The 24,518-nt window shown below is 50.4% G+C and carries 4 protein-coding genes; all 4 read right to left on the bottom strand.

The features are described 5' to 3' along the window. Positions 1 to 68: 68 nt before the first annotated feature. From PVOR_RS32020 to PVOR_RS33180, 4 genes are read right to left on the bottom strand one after another with little or no spacing between them, the layout of a single operon-like run. On the bottom strand, positions 69 to 1,745 hold the full coding sequence (locus PVOR_RS32020; RefSeq protein WP_006210955.1) for a non-ribosomal peptide synthetase: 1,677 nt from the start codon (positions 1,743 to 1,745) through the stop codon (positions 69 to 71). Beyond that, positions 1,738 to 18,063, bottom strand: a complete 16,326-nt coding sequence (locus PVOR_RS18450) for an SDR family NAD(P)-dependent oxidoreductase (protein ID WP_006210956.1) — start codon at positions 18,061 to 18,063, stop codon at positions 1,738 to 1,740. Before PVOR_RS18450 ends, PVOR_RS32020 begins: the two co-directional genes overlap by 8 nt. Then, positions 18,060 to 23,987 carry an SDR family NAD(P)-dependent oxidoreductase gene (locus PVOR_RS32025; RefSeq protein WP_234973019.1) on the bottom strand — a complete coding sequence of 1,976 codons (5,928 nt, stop codon included), beginning with the start codon at positions 23,985 to 23,987 and terminating at the stop codon, positions 18,060 to 18,062. The genes PVOR_RS18450 and PVOR_RS32025 overlap by 4 nt, the downstream gene beginning before the upstream one ends. Beyond that, positions 23,902 to 24,492 carry a polyketide synthase dehydratase domain-containing protein gene (locus PVOR_RS33180; RefSeq protein WP_442952230.1) on the bottom strand — a complete coding sequence of 197 codons (591 nt, stop codon included), beginning with the start codon at positions 24,490 to 24,492 and terminating at the stop codon, positions 23,902 to 23,904. Before PVOR_RS33180 ends, PVOR_RS32025 begins: the two co-directional genes overlap by 86 nt. Positions 24,493 to 24,518: the final 26 nt, after the last annotated feature.

Raw genomic sequence — 24,518 nt, forward strand, 5'->3', positions numbered from 1 at the left:
CTCCCTTTCGCATTGGTATGACAAAATCCCGACTAAGCGCCTTGTACCGCAGCTTAGTCGGGATTCGTTCACACCTTGCTTCCGTGTAATTCTTTCGTTTGGTCTTTAAACATCTGGAGGAACTCCTTGGTTATGCCTTCTCCAGAATATAACGCTTCGCAAAATGCAAAAATCGTTTCGTACGATTTAGCTTCCGACAACAGCACCATATGATTCGAAGGATCGATATCCATGACATGCAGGTCCGGGAACTGGCGTTCCCACTCCTTCCAGTATGCCGCTTGGTCTAGAACCGACGAATCTTCGGTTGTCGAGAAGTACGGCTCCAGCTCTCCGAAGATCAAGCCGCCCTTATTGCGGAAATAGTAGCAGGTTACGGCATCCGGGTCGGGAAGCGGCATCGCCGCATATTGATCGAATTGGTAAGCATGCTGTATCTTGACATTCGCCTCGATCATGGACACAATCTGATCCTCGGTCTTGGTGAGTCCGCGTGTGTTTCCCAGCTTAATAAGCTGCTCCAGCAGTTTGCCCTCTTCCACATTAAAGTCCAGTTCATCCCTATGAATCAGCGTCTGGATAAACTTGTCCGGTTCTTGAAAATTCCTCGAGGCAAGCGCCAAGTTAACGGCCTGCAATACGGCCGTTGTTCTTGAGACGGCTCCTTGCTGGAACTCTTTGCCGTATGGGGAGTCCAGCATCACAACCGAATTCACCGCATGCCCCAGTACCTGCAATTGACGCGTTACTTCATAGGCCAGAACCCCGCCTAAGGAGTATCCTCCCAGATCATAAGGACCGTCGGGCTGAACCGATTGAATAATGTGGGCATAATAAGCGGCCATCGCCCCGACCCCTTTTAGAGGAGTACGGTCAGTCAACCACCCTCTCGCCTGAATTCCGTAAAAGGGACGCTCACTCTTTTGCGCCAACTTCTGGTACATTTCGACACCGCCCAAACCCCCATGAAACCAGAATACGGGCGAACCTTGTGATCCTTTGTTAAGCAGGATGAGCTCGGGAAATTGCGGCCAACTGACGGGTGCAATAGACGCATTCTCAGGATGAAGTCTGGGCTGCCTGTCTTCTGTCGGCGGCAATTCAATCATGGCAGCAATATCCATCACCGTCCTGCATTCCTGCAGCTTGACGAGATCAACCGCGGGATCCAGCTGGTGCTGCAGCTGCTGCAGCAGCTGCAGCAATAGAATGGAGTCAAGCCCGTATCGATCCAAGGGCAGCCCCGGATTCATCTCAGCCGGTGCCATGCCCAGTATGCTCGATACGATATCGATCACGCGGCTGCTTATATAAGGATCAGGATCGGTCTCTTGTACATCGTCCAGCTCAGGCCAGCACCTTCTCTTCTCGAATGGATACGCGGGAAGAGATATTCTATGGACTCGTTCTTCCATATGAAGCCATTCCCAAGGGAACTGCCCGCCTTTTGTCCACTGCAGCGCTATGTTGGTCAAATTGTTTTCTGCAAAAAGCGACTGAAGCGCAGCCGAATCCAGTTTGGAGCTTGAGAAGGTTGTATCCCCGGTAAAAATGGCCGGATTCGTAATGGCCCCACCGGGGTTATCCGGCGATGCATTCAGGAATATCCTGAAACCAGTAATCAGTTCCTCCCTGCTGCTGGCAACCATAGCTAACCGGGACTCCATCTGTTCCCTTCCCACCTGTAAGGTATATGCAAATTCCTCTAATGAGAACTCGGAATGACGTTCTGCATATTCAAGCATCTGTGAAGCGTATTCTTGAAGCCGCTCTGTTTTTTTTGTCCGACAGGACGATAATCTGAGGTTTCCCTGAAGGTTCTGCCCGAAGCAACCCTTCATCTGCAGGGATATACTCTTCAAGAATGACATGGGCGTTTACACCGCCGATCCCGTAGCTGTTTATCGCTGCGCGCCGCGGAAGCGTCTTGCCGTCTGCATCGGTTAAGGCTTCCCATTCATGATGCTCTGCGGAGATTCGCAGCGGACTGCCCGCAAGCGAAATATGTTCACTCAGACTTGTAAATCGGACCACCCCCGGGATAAGTTTATGCCTTATCGCCTGTATGGCCTTGATCAACGAAGCCATGCCGGAAGCCACTTCCCCATGACCCATGGCGGGCTTCAAGGTGCTGATATAACAAGCATTGTCCTTGACTGAATCGATTGCAGACGAGCTGTTCGACGCAATCTCCTGATATCCCGCCCTCAGTGCATTCACTTCAATGCCGTCAGCCATCGGGGACGCAATGCCATGAGCTTCGATATAAGATATCGTCCGAGGATGAACTCCCGAGCCTTTAAAGGCTTGAGACATCGCGGCTTTCATGCCTCCGGCATTGGGAGAGGTCAATGACATCCCCTTGCCCCCATGCGAAACGCCTGTCCCTTTGATTACCGCATAAATGAGATTATGGTCCTTGATTGCTTTTGACAAAGGCTTGATGATCATCGCACCAACCCCCTCGCTCCGCACGAACCCGTCCGCGTCGGACTGAAAGGATTTGGCATGTCCATCCGGGCTAAGATAGCCCATGGCATCAAAACCTATGAAGCCTATTGGAGAGATCAGCAGGTTTACGGCGCCAACGATGGCTTGTTCGCATTCTTGATCGCGAATAGAGCGAATGGCACGATGCAAGGCCACCAAGGTTGAGGAACAAGCCGTTTCGTAATATTCGCTCGGCCCTTGCAGGTTTAAGGCATAGGAGATACGGTTCGGAATCAAGGATGGAACGACCCCTGTCATCGCTTGGGGATTCCCCTGCGAGATCGAAGTGATGTTCATATAATCGCCTGGACCTGCAGCCACGAATACACCTGTAGGATCTTGCGACAGCTTGCCCGGTGCAATACCGGCATCCTCAACCGCCTTCCAAACCTGGGTGAGCAGGAGACGCTGCTGGGGATCCATAATCTCGGCTTCTCTCGGGGAAATACCGAAGAATAACGGATCAAATTCTTCCACGCCTTCAATGAAGCCTCCCCATTTTAGACTGGAATGCCCTTGAGCCTCGGAAGGATCATCCAGACACTCCCTCCAGTCCCATCGCTCCTTCGGTATTTCCGTGATACAATCCTTGCCCTCCACGATGTTCCTCCAAAATTCATTCACATCCTGTGCCATCGGAAACAGACCGCTGATACCTACGATAGCCATCGGCTCAGGTTCAGCTTGAGTGTCTTGGGCAACCTGGGTTAACTGGACAGGCTGGACAACTTTCGGCGCCCATCGGGAGCGAGGTTTTCTGACGGGATTCACCTCTTCCTTCTCAACCTCAACCTCTACCTCTACTGCGTTTATCTCTATTACGTTAACCTCTGGAGCGTCCGACTGCATGTCCGATGGAGTCCCAGCGGCAAATGCAGCCGGATGTTCCGCGATCAGGTATTCGGCAAAACTATCCAGCGTTGTATATTCAAAGAACACGGTCGGAGTCAATTCAAGACTGTAGGCTTCATTCAACATGTTGGCAAATTGCGTAAGGGAGATCGAGTCGAATCCATACTCACTGAATTCCGATTGAATATCGATATCTTCCAGCTTGACCTTTAATAGTGTGGACACGTTCTGTATCAACACGGTCTCTACTCTTACCCTCTGCGTGCCGTCATCATGCTTGACGGTAGCTGTCATCATGCTCGGCTGTGGAGCAACGGCATTGGTTGGAGGGAGCATTCTGGGTTTCATTCGTGACATCATGCCTGTCATGACCAGAACCTGATGTCTTCCCGAGGCAAGCCCCTGATACAGGGCTTGAATTCCCGCAGAAGTCTGCATCGGGACGGTGCCCAGACTCTTCAGCATGATTTTTTCGACGTCATCGCCGACGCGCATACCGCCCTCTTTCCACAAGGGCCAATTGATGGATAACATTCGACCATGTCGCTGCTCGGATGCGGCAAGCGTATTTCTATACTCTGCGAAGGCATCCATGAAAGCATTGGCGGCAGCATAATCTGTCTGACCCGGATTTCCCGTCGCCCCAGCCACAGAAGAGAAAGCAATAAACAAATCCAGATGAATATTTTTACTGGCTTCGTCCAAATTTACGAGCCCGTTAACTTTGGGGGCCATCACCTCTTGCAGTTCCCCCACATCTTTTCTAAGAATAAGATTGTCCCGGATGATGCCCGCTCCATGAATGATCCCGTTCAGACGTCCATATTCATCCTGGATACTTCGGATCAAGGCGAAGACCTGCTGCCTGTCCGTCACGTCCACTTGTCTATAATCCACCTTGGCACCGCGAGCTCGCAGTTCGTCCAGCTCCGCCCGCGCCCCTGCTTGCAGCGCAGAACGTCCGGTAAGAATCAACACGGTTTCTTTGGCTGTATTCGTAATCTCTCTGGCAAAAATAATGCCCAGACCGCCAGCACCACCCGTAATCAGATAGATGCCTTGGTCCTTCCACGGAGGAACTGCTTCCTTAACATCAGCATGAAGCTCGCCCCATCCCGCAACCCATCGTTTGCCGTCCCGATATCGGATGCGCTGATCCGACGGCTGGCCGCTGTTCTCCATGGATACACCTGTCAATTTTGCAATTTCAGCAGAGCCTGATTCTATTTCGATAAATTGACACACAAGCTTGGAACTTTCCGACTGTGCTGCCTTCATTAATCCCGAAAGACCCGAGAACAACAACCGGTCATTCTGCGGAAGGGATACAACCTGAATCAGAATTTTATCTTTCGGTTTCTCTTGCAGGACGGCTTGGATTTCCTCAAAAATCCGGCTGGCATAATTTGTATACCGTTCTTCCATTCTTTCCTGAGATGATTCCAGCGTGATACAGCGTGCTTGAGTCATCTGTTGGTTCATGCCCTGCTGCAGGTCCAGACCGATCTCGCACAGGAAGACCAGATGTTTGGCATAACCCTGGGCGCTGGTGATGATAGGGACAGGCTGCTCCCTCCAGATCGGCTCCAGCATAAGAGTCCCGGGTGTCTCTGAAAGACCCTGTGACTTCACCTCACCGTCTAGCACCCTGGTTGAAAAACCTTTCATTATTACAAATACAGTCCCTTGAGCATCGCATAAATGGATATCCAGCTTCTGCACTTTGCTATCTGCTTTATTTCCTTCGCTGTACCGGATCAGAGCCCACATTTCAGACGGGCAGCGGCCAAATACCTCAAGCTCCTGAAGTGCAAACGGAAGTCCCGGCTTCAGGGCAGCGGACGACGCTGGATCTGAGCTCATCATCATGGAAATCGTTGCCTGCAGGGCCGAATCCATCAAGCTGGGATGCAGAGTATACATTTGGGTTGTTTCAGAAACCACGGCGGGAATGGACAGCTTGGCCAATGCCTGACCACTTCCCAAATAAACCTTCTGTATTCCCTGGTGAGCCGGACCGTAATGAATGCCCATGGCTCTGTATGTTTCATAGATCTGGTTTGATGAAATGACATCTCGATTACATTCAGACTGAAGGGCCTGGATATCCAGCGATATATGATCCTCCATACTGCCTAATATCGCACTCCCTTGACTGTGCAGTACAGCTTCTCCATCTGCTTCTGGTTCGCTGCTGTATACTTCATAGGCAATTTCACCATTGTCCTCATGAACAAGATCAATATAGACTTGAACGGGTTCATCTCGCACCGCAATAGGCCGAGCCCACACCACGTTCTTGAGCCGTATTCCCATGCGCTCTTCCTTCAGTATCTCTCCGGCCGTTTGCTCAACAGCCGCTCGCGCCATTTCAAGATAAGCCACACCAGGCAGGACAGGCGCCCCCTTCACCACATGATCCTTCAGGAAAAACTCGTTCCCCGTATACATCGAAGTGAAACGCAGCCCCGACAGGTCAGAGGTATTCCGATGAAGCAAAGGATGAACAACAGATGCTGCCGATGCTTCAGCAGGTCGGCTTGTTTCAGAGTCTGCCCCAGCTTCAGGGATCCAGTACGGTTCACCGGCAAAAGGATAAGTTGGCAAGCCGATCCGAGAAGGTTTAACCTCGCCATAGATCTGGCCCCAATCAACGCTCAGCCCCCTCACCCATAAATTGAGAAGTTTGGCGTGTTTTCCTCGCTGGATCCATCTAACGATGGCATCCTGGATTTCTTCATCAGCCTCAAGAAGCGACATCGTCTCCTTATTGCGCTTGACCTGCCCTCTGAACGTATCCTTAATCGAATCGCAGCCATTCGCGAACTCGTGTAATTTTGCCTTAAGATCGTCCACGGAGCCAACGATCATGGCCAAGCGATCCTCCATGGCCTCGCGTCCCACTTGAAGTGTATACGCTATATCCCGCAGGCTTGCATCCGTCAGCTGTTCTTCGCCGATGGCGTGCATTAGCCTTCTGGCCTGCTCCCGGAGCCTGTCTTCGTTTTTGGCAGATAAGAGTATTAATGCAGGGCTATGTGAATGAACGGCAATAGGAGCCTTATGGCTGTCCTTAGGGATATACTCCTCAACCACGATATGGGCGTTAGCTCCTCCTGCCCCGAAGGACGAAATTCCGGACCGGCGAGGTACCTCCTCCCCATTAATCGTGGGACGCTTCCAATACGACGTTTCACTCTGCACGACAAATGGCGTCTGATTGAAGTCGATGTTAGGGTTCAGTCTTTGTCCGTGCATGACATTTTTCACAAGCGTTTGATGTTTCATTTGAAGCAGCACTTTCGTAAGCTGCGCGATGCCGGCCGCTGCCTCCGCATGTCCGATGTTCGATTTGACCGAGGAGATGGAACAATAGCCTGTTTCTTCGGTATATCTACCAAATACGTCTGTCAAACCTTTAATCTCGATCGGATCACCAAGCGCCGTTCCGGTACCGTGAGCTTCGATGGAGCTGATGCTTCTTGGGTCAATTCCACTTTGGATGAGCGCATTCTCAATGGCCTGTGATTGGGATACCGGACTTGGAACGGTATAACCGTTCGTTCTGCCCGCATGACTGACTGCCGTGCCTTTTATGACTCCATAAATGTAGTCCTGATCTTGGATTGCCTCTTGCAAAGGTTTCAAAAAGACGGCGCCTATCGCCTCGGATGGTACATAGCCTGTGCCGCCTTCACCAAAAGCACGGCATCTTCCGTCTGAAGCGCTGAATTGCCCCTGGCATAACGTAATGTATTTGCTTGGATGAAGGGATAGATTAACGCCGCCTGCAATCGCCATCTTGGACTGTCCGTTTCGGATGCTCTCGCAAGCCAGGTGTACAGCATAAAGCGATGAAGAGCAGGCCGTATCCACCGTTAAGCTTGGACCCGTGAAATTCATGATGTAAGACACCCGGTTCGCTATCGAGAACATCTGGCTCGTCGCCAGATACATATCTTGATTGGCTTGCTTGGCCGCATCGGCCATAAACAGCTGATAGTTGTTAAATGTAGCACCTACAAAAACTCCGATTTGATTGCCATAACCGTCATGCTTCAACGATTCGCGCGTATAACCCGCATTCTCCATGCATCCCCAGGCAACCTCCAGAAACAGCCGTTCCTGTGGATCCATGTACATGGCGTCTCTTGGCGAAATATTAAAAAACAAGGGATCGAAATAGTCAATACGGTCCAAGAAGCCTCCCCATTTGCTATAACTCAGTCCCTTGGCAACAGCTTTAGCCCGGTCCGGCTCATAGAAGCCCTCCAGAGACCAGCGGTTTGCCGGAATCTCTTCAATGCAGTCCTTGCCTTCGTACAAGTTGTTCCAGAACTGCTCCAGCGTCTCCGCTTTCGGATAACGGCCAGCCACTCCAATGATGGCAATATCCGCAGATTGGCTTGGCTGACGTTCCGTTAGAGATATTGATTGTTTGTTAGACGGACTAACGGATGAGATGGAGGCTGAAATAGCTGGCTTTTTTGTTGTTTCAACCTGCTTTAGACTCTTCAGGGGCTTCCCCGCAACGGCCACAGCCGTATCGGCTGCGAGTGCGAAAACCACGTCTTTATACTCCCGGATTAAATAAGCGGCTAATGTCTTGACGCTGTTGTACGTATAGAAGAGGGTGGTATCCAATTTCCCGATCCATAACTCCATTTTCCGATTCAGGGCAGTAATCATCAGGGAATCAAGTCCCAATTCTTCAAAGGAGGCTTCCTCCTCCAATTTATCATGGGGGATCCCGGTAACCTCTCCAAGGAGCATTCTTAATCGTGCTGTGGCTGCCAATACCATCGCTTCCGTATCCACGCTGCCCTGAAGAGGAGTTTGTTCTTCATTAAGGTCATCTTCCAAATCTTCTGTTTGGCTAGCTAATGGAAGCTCTTCTACTTCCGCCACAGAATCGAAGCCCGTCTCTTTCTCCATCCCTACAGCAGCTGGCTCGTTCACGGCTGTTTCGGCAGAATCCACCCAATATTCCTCTTTTTCAAAAGGATAGGTTGGAAGCTTTACCTTATAAGGTTGATCTTCGCCAAACAGCAGATTCCACTCGATGTCGTACCCCTGGCAATACAAATCCGCCAGCGCGAACAGTGTCTCTTGGAATTCGCTTTTACGATGACGCTGGGTGAGGCTCTTCGTAAGGAGCTCCTGGATATAAAGCTGCATCGCTTTTTGCCCGGTAAAGTCCCGCGGAACCCTGCCTGTAAACAGATTTGGCACTTTCTCGCTGCTGGAGGACAACTTCAGTACATACTTCGCATCACCTAAATCCTGAATGACCACGGCACAGCGATGACTGAAGTGGCGGCGTCCCTTTAACAGCGTATAGCTTATATGCGGAAGATCTTCATCATTCCATGTCTCTTGATCAAGCGTTTGGATCATATCCCGGATTTTTTCGTCGAGTGCTTCCTTCGTTTTTGCCGACAAGGCAAGCAGATGGTATGGCGGACGGGCCTTGGACACACCACCTTTTCTATCTCTTGCATAACTCTCAAGAACCATATGCGCATTGGTCCCGCTCATGCCAAATGCGCTAACTGCCCCGGTACGAACTGTTCCTTCCGGTCTGCTCCAAACTTTGGCTTCCCTGTTTACATAGAACGGGCTCGCACCCCAATGGATATAATCGTTCTCTTGTTCAAAATGGAGGCTTGGCGGAATCATTTCATGGCGTAGGGAAAGCACCAGGTTGATCAGACTGACCAGACCGGAAGCTGCAAAGGCATGTCCGAAGTTGGTCTTGGAGGAAGTGAGTGCACAATAACTCTGTTTCCCCGTATGCGCCTTGAAAGCTTCGTTCAAGGCATTGATTTCTACAGGATCGCCTAGCTTTGTCCCTGTGCCATGGGTTACGATGTATTCGATTTCTTCGGGATTTATTTGATATTGTGCATAAATTTCTCTCAACAATTTGCTCTGAGCAACTCCGCTTGGGGCCGTAATCCCATTAGTTCTCCCATCGTAGTTCACCCCGCTGCCGCGAATAACCGCCTGAATAGGATCTCCATCCGCTTCCGCTTGCGACAAACGCTTAAAAACCAGGACGGCAACGGCTTCTCCCGGAACGGTTCCGTTCGCCCGATTGTCGAAGGCGTAACATTTGCCGTCCGCGGATAATATCCCTGCCTGACTAATGCCTGCATAGGCTTGGGGAGTAAGCAGCAAGTTAACGCCCGCCACGATAGCGGTATCGCATTCTCCATTCCGCAGGCTCATACAGGCCTGGTGAGCAGCAACCAATCCCGATGAACATGCCGTATTTATAGCCATATTCGGTCCGCTCAAGTTGAGGAAGTAAGACAATCGAGCTGCCAGGATAGCGTTATGATTAGAGGTTATAGTCCCCTTATCCTTGACCAGCAGATGATAATCGCCATCCTCAACCCCAACAAACATTCCGATCTTGCCTGTACCAAGCCGGTCTTCACCGTACCCGGCATCCTCTAACGCCTTCCAGGATTCCTGGAGCAGCAGCCGCTGTCTCGGGTCCATCGTTTTGGCTTCATTCGGCGAAATCTCGAAGAACATCGGATCGAATTCGCTAACACCCGGAATGGTGCCACACCATTTACAATGAATCTGCCCTGATTCTTGCTCGCCATCCCCGTAATATTTCCGCCAATCGAACCTCTCGACGGGAACTTCCGACACTGCACTTCTGCCTTCAGCCAGAATCGTCCACATCTCATCGATATTCCGTGCTTCCGGAAAGCGCCCGCTCATGCCGATAATCGCGATAGGCTCATGCATGGCCGGCGGTGAGAGGTTCGGTATGGCCTTTCTCACAGACCCTCGTGCCCGCTTAAATGCTGTTTGCTCCGATTCCGACCTATTCAATGGTTGTCGTAAATCCGTATGCTCGATCTGACCTTCCTGATAGAAATCAGCCACCAATTCCTTATGTTCATCCAGGAAATAGCCGATTAATTTCCCAATCGTGGATTGTCCGAAGAACAACGAAGGTGTTATATCCAAGCCATAATGCTCTGTCAATGCGTTTGCGAACTGCGCAAGATTGATGGAATCGAAGCCGAATTCAGCCAGGTTCTCTTCCAGGTCCAGCTTATCGCGAGGGATTTTTAGCAATTGGCTGACGATTTCCTTCAAATCCCGCTCCAGACACTGCTCAAGGCTCAAGCCCTTCATTTCACTCCTCCAGCCCCTGCCTGGAGCGGATAACGCTTGAACGGTCTTCGACTCCTGTTCTTTCGCTTCAATAACGGCGCCACGATCAGCGAGCCCCAAAAATCTGTGTACGCGGCTTCGCTGCCCAACCAGTATCAAATGCTGCGAGTGGCTGTTAGATAAAATGCGCTCAAATATCTGTAATCCCTCTTCGGTCTCCAGAAAGCGCTGACCGCTCGATTTTAAATACAGCTCCGTATTAGCTTTATCCTGGAAGCCCATCCCGCCGTCCTTCCACAGCGGCCAATTGATTACGAAGGTGCGACCGCTGCGTCTCTGTTCGTTCCGATAGCGGGCATAAGCCATCTGAAAACGATTGCCAACCGCATAATCGCATGAGCCGAAATCTCCGAGCACGGCCGAAGTGGACGAAAAATAACAGATAAAGTCCAGCTGCTGTTCCCCTTGAAGCAACGCCTCCAGCGCAAGTGTTCCTTCCACTTTAGGAGCGAGAATCTTATGGAAATCTTCAATCTCTTTTTCAAGAATATTCTGACTGCTGGACATGCCAGCGGCATGAATAACCCCATGAATAGCCCCAAAACGATCTTTTGCAGGGGCCAACCCTTCCCGCATGCCTTCTGCATCGCAAATATCGGCTTGAACGTATACGACATGGCCGCCCCTATTCTTCAACTCCTCCATGCTGACCCGCATTTCGTCGTTCATTGGAGATCTGCCTGTAAGGATTAAATTTGCGCCATATCGCTCAGCCATATGCCTGGCGAAGAGAAGCCCAAGACCTCCACATCCGCCTGTAACAAGGTACGTGCCTCCATTCTTTAACATGTTGGAGCCATTCGCCATCACGGTGGGCTTGATCTGCCTAACATGGCGCTTACCTTTTTGATACCAGACGCTTGTGGCTTGATTGTTGCTTATTTCCGCCAACAGCCTTTGAGTCACTTCTCTCCAGGAAACTTCATGCGGCTGTGCTTGCGACTCCAATGATATGACGCTCACGCTAATGTTAGGCAGCACAAGACCGAGTGAACGTTCAAAGCCTGTCCAAGATTCCATATAACACTGTTCAAGCCGGTTCTCATATTGACCTGCCAATAACAACCGCTTCGGCTTCAGCCTTGCAGAGGCGATGGCTTGAATCAGGTGCACAACGCAAGAAACGTCCTTAACGTAAATGGCATCTTCCATAGGCCACAGATACAGAACCGCATCGATTTCTTTGAAATCTTCCTTGATGCTGCTCAATGCCTGCACGTACGTCTCCCGATCCGTCTCGGAAATGGTGTAATCATACGTTGTGTTCTTGGCAAATCCTGTACTTCGCGAAACAAAAATAACATGGGTGTCCCCACCCAAGCCTGTCGCGGTCTCCAAAAATTTCTGTTGGCTCCCATGCTGGGAAAGGAAACAGATCATCGTCTTCGTTTCTGTATTATGGGTACCCGTTAAGACTTCTTCCTCCCATACCTCTTCAAATGTCATCATCTCGTAGGATTCTTGTGTTTGTGTTTGTTTCATTGAAGCTCCCGTATTGTCCTTGCTCGGTCTGTTTGTGATCCGCATGCTTCGTGATTTGGTTCCGGCAGCATCCGCTTTGACGTCGTTCCGGGACGTCCAATACCGTTCCCTGGCAAATGGATACGTCGGAAGATGGGTTAGCCGAGCCGAGGTGCCTGCATATAAATTTTCGCCGCTCAGCTCATAGCCCTGACAGTAGAAATCAGCTAATGCATGCAGAGCTTCCCGATATTTGTCCGGATCTTCCATCAGAGAAGGCATGGTTCTCATAAGGTCTTGGACATACTGCTGAATCATGCTTTGCCCTTCAAAATCTCGCGGCACTTTTCCGCTGAACAGGCTTGGCAGCCGTACCTTGTCTGCGCTTGTCGACAATGCATATTCCGCATCCTGTTTGTCCCTTACAACAATGGCAATCCGATGGTTAAAATGCTGTCGTCCTTCCAGCAAGGTATAACCCAGATGGCCCATCTCTTCTTGTGATAGCTTCGTGTTCCTGAACATAGCGAGCATGTCTTGAATCTTCTCCTCCAGAGCTTCACTCGTTTTGGCGGAGAACGTAAGCAAATGATATGGAGGACGGTCAGCAGACTCTTCAATCGGCTCTCTGGCGTAACTCTCCAGCACCATATGAACGTTGGTCCCGCTCATTCCAAATGCGCTTACTGCTCCCAAACGATTTTTGACGCTGTTGGAGGGCCAGGGTTTGTTCGTTTTATTGACATAAAAAGGACTTTCCGTCCAATGAATATAATCATTCTCCTCTTCAACATTCAGGCTTGCAGGAATCATTTCATGGCGGAAAGCCTGTATCAAGTTGATCATATTGACTAAACCGGAGGCGGCAAAGGTATGGCCGAAGTTGGTTTTGTTGGAAGTAATCGCGCAATAGCCTTGTTTATCGGTATTCGCTTTAAACGCATCTTGCAAAGCGTTGACTTCAACCGGGTCTCCTAATCTGGTTCCGGTGCCGTGTGTAACAACATATTCAATGTCTTCCGGTGTTACCCCGGACTGCTGATACACGGCTGTTACAAGATCCCTTTGCGCCACTCCGCTCGGAGCTGTGATACCGTTTGTCCTGCCATCATAATTCATGCCGCTCCCGCGGATGATCCCCAGAATCGAATCCCCGTCTGCTTCAGCTCTGGATAAACGCTTGAGTATCACCACGGCAACCGCTTCGCCGGGAACAAGCCCGTTTGCCCGCTGATCAAAAGCAAAGCATTGTCCATCCTTGGAGAGCATGCCAGCCTGACTCATCCCGATATACGGCTCCGGGGTCAGCATCAGATTGACACCTGCTGCAATAGCCGTGTCACACTCCTCGTGCCGAAGACTGAGACAAGCCTGATGCGCTGCTGCCAGCCCAGAGGAGCAGGCGGTATCCACCGACAGCACGGGACCGTTCAGGTTCAAGAAGTAAGACAGCCTTGCTGCCAAAATGGCATTGTGGTTGGAGGTAATCCCCGCTTCCCCTCGGACCAGCTGCTGATAATCTCCTTGCTCTGCCCCAACAAACATCCCTATCTTCCCGGCTTCGATTTTCTTGGTCCCATACCCAGCATCCTCCAAGGCATTCCAGGCCTCCTGAAGCAATAAACGCTGCCTCGGATCCATCAGCTCCGCATCCCTGGGTGAAATTTCGAAGAACAAAGGATCGAATTCACCGACACCCGGAATACAGCCACACCATTTGCTGTCTATCCTTTGAGACTCCTTACCGGAGTCTGTGTAATAATCACGCCAATCAAACCGATCCGAAGGAATTTCTTTCACCGCACTCCTTCCTTCGGTCAGGATGGTCCACATTTCTTCTACATTCCTCGCATCTGGAAATCGCCCGCTCATGCCAATGATGGCAATAGGCTCGGGGACATCCGGGGAAGCGCTGCGTGATATTACCTTAGGCCTCTCAGACGACCGTGGTTTCGTTTTGGAGACGGATGCAACGGGCTTGCTCTCTTCAGCCTCATAATAGAACGCTGCAACCACCTCTTGATGCTCCGTCATCAAGTATTCCGCTATTTTATTTATGCTGGAATGCCCAAAAAACACCGCCGGGGTAAGCTCGATCCCGTAAAGCTTCGAAAGCGATGCTGCCAAGTGGGTCAAGCTTATCGAATCAAATCCAAAATCCGCGAGATTGATTTCACTGTCCAATCGATCCCGCTGGATTTGGAGTAAAGCACCTATCTGATCCTTCAAATCCAGCTCTACGCACTGCTGTTCATTCAAACCTCTCATTTCTCTTTTTCGGCCTTTACCTGATTCGGTTCTTCGATGATCAGCCTGGCGATCCGACTGTTCCATATTTTCATTGGCATCGAATTTTACAGACTCATCCGAACCCAACGGTTCGATGAAGGATGCGGGCGTGGATATTATACGCTCACCATCCAGCTTATCAGCTATAAAATATCGTTCCCTCGCAAATGGATAGGTCGGCAGACTCCTGCGGCGCGGTTTAGGCCCTGTGCTATACAGGCTGTTCCAATCCAAACTTGGCCCTTCGACCCAAAACCTTGCTATACTCTGATAATCCCGTTGCTGCAACCAAATCTCCATGTTTGCATTCACTTCTGTTATATCCTTCAGCTCTTTGCCAGCCTTGTTCTGCCCCTTGCTCAGCCCATCAATGTCTGCCTGACCTTCCAAATAACGCATCAGCTTAGTTTGAAGCTCCTGAATAGAATCCACAACAAGCGCAATCCGCTCCTCCATGGCTTCTCGTCCGATTTGAAGGGTGTACGCTACATCCGGCAGGTCGCTGTCCGATAATTCCCCGGCCCGGATAACCGACAAGAGTTGCCCTGCTCTCTCTTTTAGACCCGCTTCGGTTTTGGCTGACAAAGGAACGATGACCTTCACATGTTTAACTTGCTTCACTTGCATCAGGGTTGGATCATTCCGGGATGCTTCCTCGGGTCTATATTCTTCGAGTATGACATGGGCATTAGAGCCTCCCGCTCCAAAGGAGGATACCCCGGCAATTCTGGGGAATTCCCTCAGCTCGCCGTCGAAATGAATGACCGGTCTTTGCCATTCTTCCAGTGATTGCTGGACAACAAAAGGTGTTTTGGCAAAATGAATATTCGGATTCAGCTCTTGGGCATGCAAGCTGGGCACCAGCATCTTATGCTTCATTTGCAAGACGATTTTGGTTAACCCCGCCATGCCAGCCGCAGCTTCCAGATGCCCGATGTTGGATTTGGCTGAACCGATGGCGCAATACCCTGTATCGTCTGTGTCTTTGGAGAACGCTTGGGTAAGCCCGGTTATTTCTATAGGGTCACCGAGATCTGTGCCGGTTCCATGTGCTTCAATATAACTGACCGCTCTCGCATTTACGCCTGCCTTGTCCAGCGCAGCACGAACAAGCTCGCCCTGAGCCACGGGATTGGGCACGGTGTAACCGTTGGTTTTACCACCATGATTCGTGCTGGTGCTTTTAATGACGGCATGGATCTGATCCTCATCCGCAATGGCGCGTGACAAAGGTTTCAGCAGCACGATGCCGACACCTTCGCCGGGAACGAACCCATTGGCTCCTTGACCAAAGCTTTTGCATTTACCGTCCTTCGAAAGCATCTTCTGTACGCTCAGCCAGTGGTAATTGGAAGGGTGCAAATACAGATTTACCCCGCCTGCAATTGCCATTTCGCAATCACCAAGATGAAGATGTTCGCAGGCTTCATGAATCGCGGTTAGCGAGGAGGAGCACATCGTATCAATCGGCATGCTGGGACCTTGCAAATTCAGATAATACGAAACCCTGTTGGCGACGGAGCTGAAGGATGTGTACGGATTGAGATGTTCCCCCTGTTCCCATAATTCGGGGCCGTACAGATCGTAGCCCGTCTTCGTAATACCTGCAAAAACACCTACCCGGCGGTTATGCTGAACCGCCAGCTGCTCCCGAGTGTATCCCGCGTCCTCTAACGCTTCCCAGCAGGACTCGATGAACAGGCGTTCTTGAGGGTCCATCAGCATGGCTTCCCGGGGAGAAATGTTGAAAAACAGGGGATCAAAATCCGCGTATCCGTCTAGAAAACCGCCCCATTTACTATAACTCTTGCCCTGTGACGCGGCCTCCTGCGGATCCGGATGGAAGAAGCCTTCCATCGTCCAGCGGTCTTCAGGTATTTCAGAAATCGAGTCTTTGCCGGCCTTTAAATTCTCCCAGTACTCGCTCAGATTGCGGGCTCCCGGATACCGTCCGCTTATACCAATGATGGCAATGGGTTCCCGCGTGTTGCGGGCAGGCTTATGGGCAGGGAAGCTATTAGATCGTTTCGTACCTCGTCTGCGTGAAACGAGTGCCGGAAAGGAATTGTCCGGATGCGAAGCTGTTGGATTGCTTGCAGGTATTTCCCTGACGACCTGCTCTTCTCCCATCCCCGTCCACTTCACGCACAACTCCGTATATTCAGCAGCCAGATAATCAATGACTTCTCCCAACGTCTGATACTCATAAAATAACGTTTTGGAAAGAGCTCCGAAGATCCTTTCCAAGTTCATATTCAATTGGTTGATCATGATGGAGTCGATTCCGTAACGCTCAAGGGGTTCGTTTATATTTATTTTGGAAGCATCGAGCTGCGTAATCTCCCCGAATAGCGCTCTGAATTGCTGAGCCGTTCTATCTCTTAAACGTTCCCGATCCACCTGGGATCGATCTGCCGTTTCGGAAATCACTTGCTTAAGGGCGGAACTTGAGAGCAAAGTATCCCTCATCTTAGTGAGTTCACCTGGCAGAATAAGCACTTGATCATGGCCGGAAGCCAGTGCTTGAAACATAGCCTGAATGCCAGCATTCGTCTCCAGTGCCGTCACGCCCCAGCTATGCATCATCCGGTCCTCAGCTTGTGGATCAATTCCCATCCCGCCATCCTTCCATAAGGGCCAGCTGACAGACAAGGCTCGGCCTTGGCGAAGCCCGGATGCCGCCAGACCGTTGCGATGCATCGCGTAAGCATCCATAAAGGCATTCGCCGCAGCATAGTCGGCTTGTCCCGGATTTCCAAAACTGCCCGCTATCGAAGAAAAGAACACAAAGAAATCCAAAGGAAGCTCCTTGGAGGCAAGATCCAGATTCACGAGACCCGCTACTTTGGGATCCAGTACTTGCTGTACCTCTTGTCTGTCCTTCTTAATTATGAAATTGTCGCAAATGACGCCCGCACTATGGATGATCCCGCTCAGCTTCCCGAATTCCTCTACAATATATCGGAACAGACCTTCTACTTGATCCCTATGGGTCACATCCGTTTGCATGTATACGATTTGGGCTCCGCTTGACCTTAGTTCATGGAGTCTGGCATCTGTTTCCCCTGACAGCACAGAACGTCCCGTTAGAATCAGCACAGGGTCTTTCACTTGCCGCACAATATCGTTGGCGAATAGGAGTCCGAGTCCCCCCGCACCCCCGGTAATTAGATATATCCCGTTGTCTTTCCATGAAATCCTCGGCTCTAACGGTGAAGCTGCAATTTCATTCCAGTCTGCCACCATTCTTATACCCTGGTCATACTGCACGCGATCATCAGGCTGTCCCTTGCTTTCGTTCAGTTGCTGCACAAGTTGGTCTATAGTCTCATCAAGTTCTGTTACGATCAATTGAACTCTTAACTGCGGATTCTCCAAGTGGGCCGTTTTCAAAAATCCAAAGAGCCCGGTGAGCAGCTTCTGTTCACCCTGCGCAGACACCACCAGTTGAATAAGGGTCTTCCCTGTCTCTTTACGCTCTAATATCGTTTTTACCCAATCGAACATTTGCTGTGCATAGGTTTGGAATCGTTCATGAATCTCCATATATGGAGAGGATTGCAGCATATGAACTTCTGCACCCGACATTCTAACCTGAACGCTTTCTTGGTATACGTGCTCCATATCGCACAGGATAACCATATGCCGGGTTTCCTCTGCTGGCATGTGTCTGTCCATCATCCCTGCTTCTCTAAAATGCGGCGTAAACAAATGAACCGTGGACGCTGCTACGGACCTATTAGAACCTGAAAGAGTATGTTGATTTCTCATAGTTTTAACCCTCCCCCAACCATGTCGTGTCCTACAGTATATTTATCTTTGCTCTCCGTAAACCGGACTGTAAGTCCCTTCAATCTTGCATATACCTTACCGTGTTGATCATACAAGTCCATATCTACTTGTATATCCTTATTCCCCTGCACGCGATGTTCGCTCTTTCGTACATGGATCCATACTTGCGGTGTGGGTTCACCGATCATTTGCATCTCTTGCAAGTAGAGCGGCAGCATGGATTGGATAACATCACTGCTCATTCGAGGATCCCTATCCGCCAAAAGACCAATAGCCGCCTGCAAAGCGGTATCTGTAATACATGGGTGCAGAATAAACGGATGAGACGAATCCGTCCAGGTTGCATGCAGTGAAAGTTTGGCAAGCACTTCATTCTGTCCGACAAACAGCTCGTCTACCACTCGATGCTCAGGGCTATAGACGGCTTCTGCCTGATCGTATGCCTTATACCAGTCTTCTTTTGAGAAATATTTCACGTTGCATTGTTCCCGTACGAGGTTCAAATCAATTGTTTCAGCTCCTGGTACAGGATAAGACGATACGCTCCCTTGATTGTGTATAACCGGTTCTGTGCTGCTCAGGTCAGAACTGCTGTAGATTTCAAACGAAATACCCTCCTCATCAGGAAAGACGTCGATATGAATCTCCAAGCCTTCCATCCCTAATTCAACCGGACTGGACCAGACCATATCCTTGATCTGGATGCCTTCATGAGGTCCTATAAAAGCTCCCGCCGACATTTCCGCCGCTTTTCGTGCCATCTCGAGATAGGTCAAGCCAGGTATGGTTTTTGTTCCATTGACATTCCCATAAACCAGATAAGGTTCGCTGCCCTTAAACGTCGTGCTGTAGCGAACTCCTGACAGATCCGAGGTATTCCGATGAAGCAAGGGGTGCAGCATGGCCTGTCCTGGTGACGCTGTATCATGGGATGATAAACGTTTGTTTTTCTTATCCGGTACCCAATAGCGTTCTGTCGCAAAAGGATATGTTGGGAGGGACAAAATTCTATAACGTTCACCTGAGAACAATGCTTCGTAGTTAAGCGCATATCCTTGAACGTATAACTCAGCAATCGCAGATAACCGTTCCACGTACCCATTCGGATCTGCTGCGAAGCACTCCTCAATGCATTGATTTCCGTACCGTTTCAGCGAAGGCTGCTCCCGCCGATCATTTTCATTCCGTTCTGAAACGTATACCTGCGGTACTTTGCTCCTGGCCAGCCATTTGCTTAAATACGATATAAGTTCATCCACACTGCGAACAACGCAAGCTAAACGATGGTTGAAATGTTTTCTCCCCGCCAATAACGTGTAGCTTAAGTTGCCGCAGTCCGCCTGCTGATTCCGTTCACAGTATTCGATTAGCTGGTCAGCCTGCTGCCGCAGCTGCTCTGGAGTGCGCGCGGATAACGCTAACAGATACCCTGGTTTCACGGAATGGCTCCCTGCAGGTTCCGGTGCTTCCTCAATAACAATGTGGGCGTTTGTGCCACTGAATCCGAAAGAGCTGACAGCAGCCCGTCTTCTGTCATTGGAGCCGGTTTCCCAATCCCTGAGCGTTGTATTGACATAAAACGGGCTGTCCTTAAATTGAATATTGGAGTTGCCCGACTTGAAATTAAGCGTAGGCGGGATTTGTTGATGCTTCATGGACAGCAGAATTTTGATGATTCCCGCGACGCCAGCCGCATGGGCCGCATGCCCGATGTTGGTCTTGATTGAACCGATGGCGCAGTATTCCTTATTGTCGGTATATTTCCTGAATGCTCTGGTAAGTGCCTGGTATTCAATCGGATCTCCCAGCTTCGTGCCCGTTCCGTGGGCTTCAACTACCTGGATGCCGCTTGGATCAATATGAAACGCATCATATACGCTGCGTTCCAAACTCTCCTGGGAAATGGCGCTTGGCGCCGTAATACCATTGGTGGTTCCGTCCTGATTCATTCCCGATCCGCGGATGACGCCGTAGATATGATCTCCATCATCCATCGCTTCGCTAAGACGCTTCAATACAAGCACGCCGGCCCCTTCACCGGGAACAAATCCATCCGCACGGTCATCAAAGGTATAGCTGTGTCCTGTTGCAGAGAGCATTCCGGCTTTGTTGGTGCTCAAGTAGTACCAAGGCGTAGACTGGATAAACACGCCTCCCGCCAGAGCCATTTCCGTCTCTCCTGCCCACAATCCCTGACAAGCGATATGAACCGCAACCAACGAACTGGAGCAAGCGGTATCGATAGCAATAGCCGGTCCCTTGAGATCAAGGTAATAGGCAATCCGTGCCGGAATGACCGACCCGGCTATGCCCCAGAAGGCCTGCGCGGGTGCATCGTCACCCGACAGCTGGTGATAATCCCCCGCTCCTCCAAGGCAACCGACATAAACGCCGCATTGGCGTCCCTGAATCCTGGAACCGGCATAACCGGAATCCTCCAGTGCCTTCCAGCACTCCTCCATAAACAATCTCTGCTGGGGATCCATATAATTGGCTTCAAGTCCGTTAATATTGAAAAAAGAAGGATCAAATTGATCGATGTTCTCTACAAAGCCGCCGCGGTTGCAATATTCGGCATCCTCCGGATAGTATGCCGTGAGATCCCAACGCGGTGACTCTTCGATAAGCTCCGCTCCATTGGACAGATGTGTCCATAATTCATCCACGTTGGCCGATTGGGCATACTTTCCGCTCATTCCAATTATGGCAATCGGCTCTTTTTGCATGGATGTCTTAAGGGCGACCCCCTGCTGTTCAAGATTAGCCATTTGAGAGTCAGGCAGTGGAGCCGCATCCATAAACCTGCCAAAGTAAGACCTAGGGGCGGAGGCGTCCTCTATATCAGATTCACCCGGCTTAGCCTCAACAACGACAGCTTCGTCTTTAAGGTTTTGTCCGAATTCACTGGCGACCGCATCTCTGTGATCCGATAAAATATATGCTGTGAGCTGCTTCACGGAACTATAATCAAAGAGGCTTGTCGTATCAAGTTCAATGTTTAAGGCTTGATTAAGCACTTGTACCAAATGAACACCGATAATAGAATCCAGACCGTAGTCGGCAAAAGAATCCTCCAGCTCGATTTCGTTCCTGTTCACCTTCAATGCCTCCGAGAGCTTCTCAATGATGGTCTCCTTCACATGATCCTCCAGCATCTGTTCGGTCACAGCCCTGGTTGTTTGCGTAGCCGCGACGTTCTTCTCATGTCTTTTTTCTGCTATAATCGTGGGCTGCAGCGTGGTCTTCGTGTCGATTCGGTTTAGCTTGGACATGCTTCTGACCTCGGCATGCGGGGAAGCATCCTGGAGTGCTATCTTCTGTCGTACAACCCCGTTGCTTCCCGCCGCAATGATCTGCTGTCCCCAATCGTGAGCTTCTTGTGCCGGAAAGAAGACGCCCTCATAGCCTTCGGATTCCAACACGGCTTTCCAGGTTGCGGGATACAGGCCGGGGCTGCCGGGAATGCGTAGAGCTGCATCTTCATACAGCCACCACCCTTCCAGAAGTCCGAAAGTTAAATGAGTGAACAGCCGATTATCGCTGAGCTCGTTGATCAGAATGATGCCGTTCTTTTTTAACACGGCTTTGGCATTTCGTAACGTGTGGCGGATATTGCGCGTCGCATGAAGAACATTGGTTGCGATCGCAATATCGAATGCTCCCGCAGGCGCATTCGGACCGGATGCCGGTGCGTCTACATTGAAGATTTTATAGGTCAAATAGGCATGCTCCGGACCATATTCTTTTTCAGCAAACAATAAAAATGCTTTGGATATATCGGTATAGCAATACTCCTCAATATGGTCACGGTAAGGCTTCAGTTTGTGGAAAAGCATGCTGCTTGTCCCTCCGGTACCAGCCCCGATTTCAATAAGCCGCAGCTTTGCCGAAGGATCTGCCTTGATCCTGTCCTCCACATATGCGATTAAGGCATCTGCAAGAGCTTCATTGAAATAGTCTGCAACCGGATTATTTTTATAAATGCCTTCCACCATGCTCATCGAGGAATTAGGAAACAGGATATCGGTCGCGAGGCGCTGACCCGTTAGAATGTCAGGTAATGCGCGCAGCACCGCCTCCGTCAGTGTCATCCATGCTTTTAAGCTTGGATCTGCCAGCCATTCCTTCTTTCTCAGCTCCCATTCCTTCCACATTGAATCCCTGTCAACGGTTACCGATTTCATGGTTTGGTACGTCTCGCCATCCTGATAAAGGAATTGATTCTCTACAAGAACACGGTGGCTTTCCTCAAGCCATCTTTCGTACATGGGAGCCAATCCCTTGCGGGCGTTACCATCACTCGCCGCCTTTATGCCCGACTTCAATAGCCCCATAGCCGTAAGCTCGCTCAAGAGCATTCTGGATAAGAGGTCAATCATTTCCTTATTCAGGCCCTGACCCTCGTTCAAGCCCGGAGCCTGGTAACCTGCCGCAGCGCTATTCCCCTTGAGGTTAAAACTGTGGATGGTTGGCGGTACGTTGTCCGGCCGGATATCGAAACGCTCCTTAGGATTCATCCCTTCCACCAGGAGGGGTTTGGTTGTTGTAATCATGGCCATCTGATGGATGGGGTTCGATACCAGCAGTTCCACGGCCTTCATTCCATCCTCCGGTGTTATGAGTCCCAATCCGATTCGAGACAGCTGCTGTACATCCTCGGAAGCAGCAGCGTCAGCGCTGCTCCAATACCCCCAGTTCATCACCTTCACCTTACACGGCCACTCACTCGCGAGCCGATGGGCGAACGCATCCTTGAATGTACACCCGGAGGCGTAAGAGCTTTGCCTTGGGTTTTTGATGAGAGCGATCAGAGAAGAGAAAAACAAAACAAAATCCAAAGGTTCCTCACGAAACACCTGAGCCATGCGTACGCTCACGTCAATCTTAGCCGAGAGGCCCGCCTGGAATTGCTCCTCCTCCATATCCGCAAGGCTGCAGTCCGACAGAACCATCGCTGAGTGAACGATGCCGTTAATTCCCGGGAATTTTGTCTTAATTGCTGTGTAGGCTCCTCTGAGTTCTTCTAAATGGGTTGCATCTGCTGCGATATAAACAGGTTTCGGGCCAAATTGTGAGATTCGATCCAAATCCGACTGGATCTGATCATCCATAGGTCTGCGGCCAATCCATACCACGTTAGCCTTATACGTCCGGACCATGTATTCGCTCCATGCTTTACCGATTCCTCCGGCACCACCAATTACGATATAAACGCCCCCGACCCTAAAGCTTGATTCCACCATTGGAGGCGGGTTCATAGGTACGAGATGCTGCCTGTACCACTCCTGATTCCGGTAAGCCCAGGGGTGTCCGCGCCGATCGGCAGGCAAGGCCAATAGATCGGTTACGGGCCAATCACAACCAGCTTCCAGATCGACGATCCTAATGTTCCAGTTGGGATATTCTTTTGCCATCGAACCTACCAGTCCGTGAATACTGGCATGTGCAGGATTAATCGTATCTGTTCCGTGAACGGATTGCGTGTTAAATGTGATTACAGTCCACCCCAAGCTGCGAGTTGAATAACCCAGACGGATAAGCGATTTAATCATTCGGAACAACGGTTTAACGCCTGACTCCTGTCCTGCGATCCATTCATCTCCCGCGGTGGGTTCAAGTGAATGTTCAGAAGGAGCCATCCATATCACATGATCTATCAAACCGCGAGCTTCCATTTGGGCTGCAATGCCTGTAATTGTATCTTGGGACGTGATGTCGATGAATTGCATCTGAGGGTATATCTGCTGGATCGTACTTCTGTTTTCCTTCCCGCCGACAACCAGAACACGATCCAACGCTTGGGGCATCCTCTCTCCCTTATCTGGCAGCACCGCATCCCATACCGGGACGAGATGAATATTCCCAACAAGGAAGCTGTGCATGGGACTCTTGCCTAATGGCATTCGACTGGCTGCTTGCTTGAGATTCCCCCTCCAGCACCCTTGTTGAGAACCCTCTCATACGGACACGGATACGGCCCTGTTCGTCGCATAAATCGATGTCCAGCTTTTGAGTTTTGCCTATCGTCGCAGCCGCATACTGATCACTGCTTCGTATCCATGCCCACATATTCGGAGTGCAATCGCCCAGTATGTATAGCTCCTGCAGGGCAAAGGGCATCACGGGTTTAACCGAATCCGGGATCCTGCCTTCGCCTTCTGAGCTCATTAGAAAACCGATGGTAGCCTGTAAGGCTGAATCCATCAGGCTCGGATGAAGAACATACTCGTTCAGGGTGCTGGTTACAATTGAAGGGATGGACAGCTTCGCCAGTATTTGCCCTGAACCCTCTTCCTTATAAGCTTCTTCAATTCCCCTGTGCGCCGGTCCATAGTCCATGCCCATCGCATTAAAAACCTCATAAAAACGAGAGGCGGGAATGGATTGTTCGCCAAACTGCTTCTTCAACTCATCAATATTCAGGACAACCTGCG

The organism is Paenibacillus vortex V453, assembly GCF_000193415.1.
GTDB lineage: Bacteria > Bacillota > Bacilli > Paenibacillales > Paenibacillaceae > Paenibacillus_AQ > Paenibacillus_AQ glucanolyticus.

What these genes read in the sequence shown, in the direction of transcription:
- PVOR_RS32020 (WP_006210955.1), bottom strand. Translation starts at nt 1,745, where the DNA reads ATGCTTGAATATGCAGAACGTCATTCCGAGTTCTCATTAGAGGAATTT.
- PVOR_RS18450 (WP_006210956.1), bottom strand. Translation starts at nt 18,063, where the DNA reads ATGAGAAATCAACATACTCTTTCAGGTTCTAATAGGTCCGTAGCAGCG.
- PVOR_RS32025 (WP_234973019.1), bottom strand. Translation starts at nt 23,987, where the DNA reads ATGCCATTAGGCAAGAGTCCCATGCACAGCTTCCTTGTTGGGAATATT.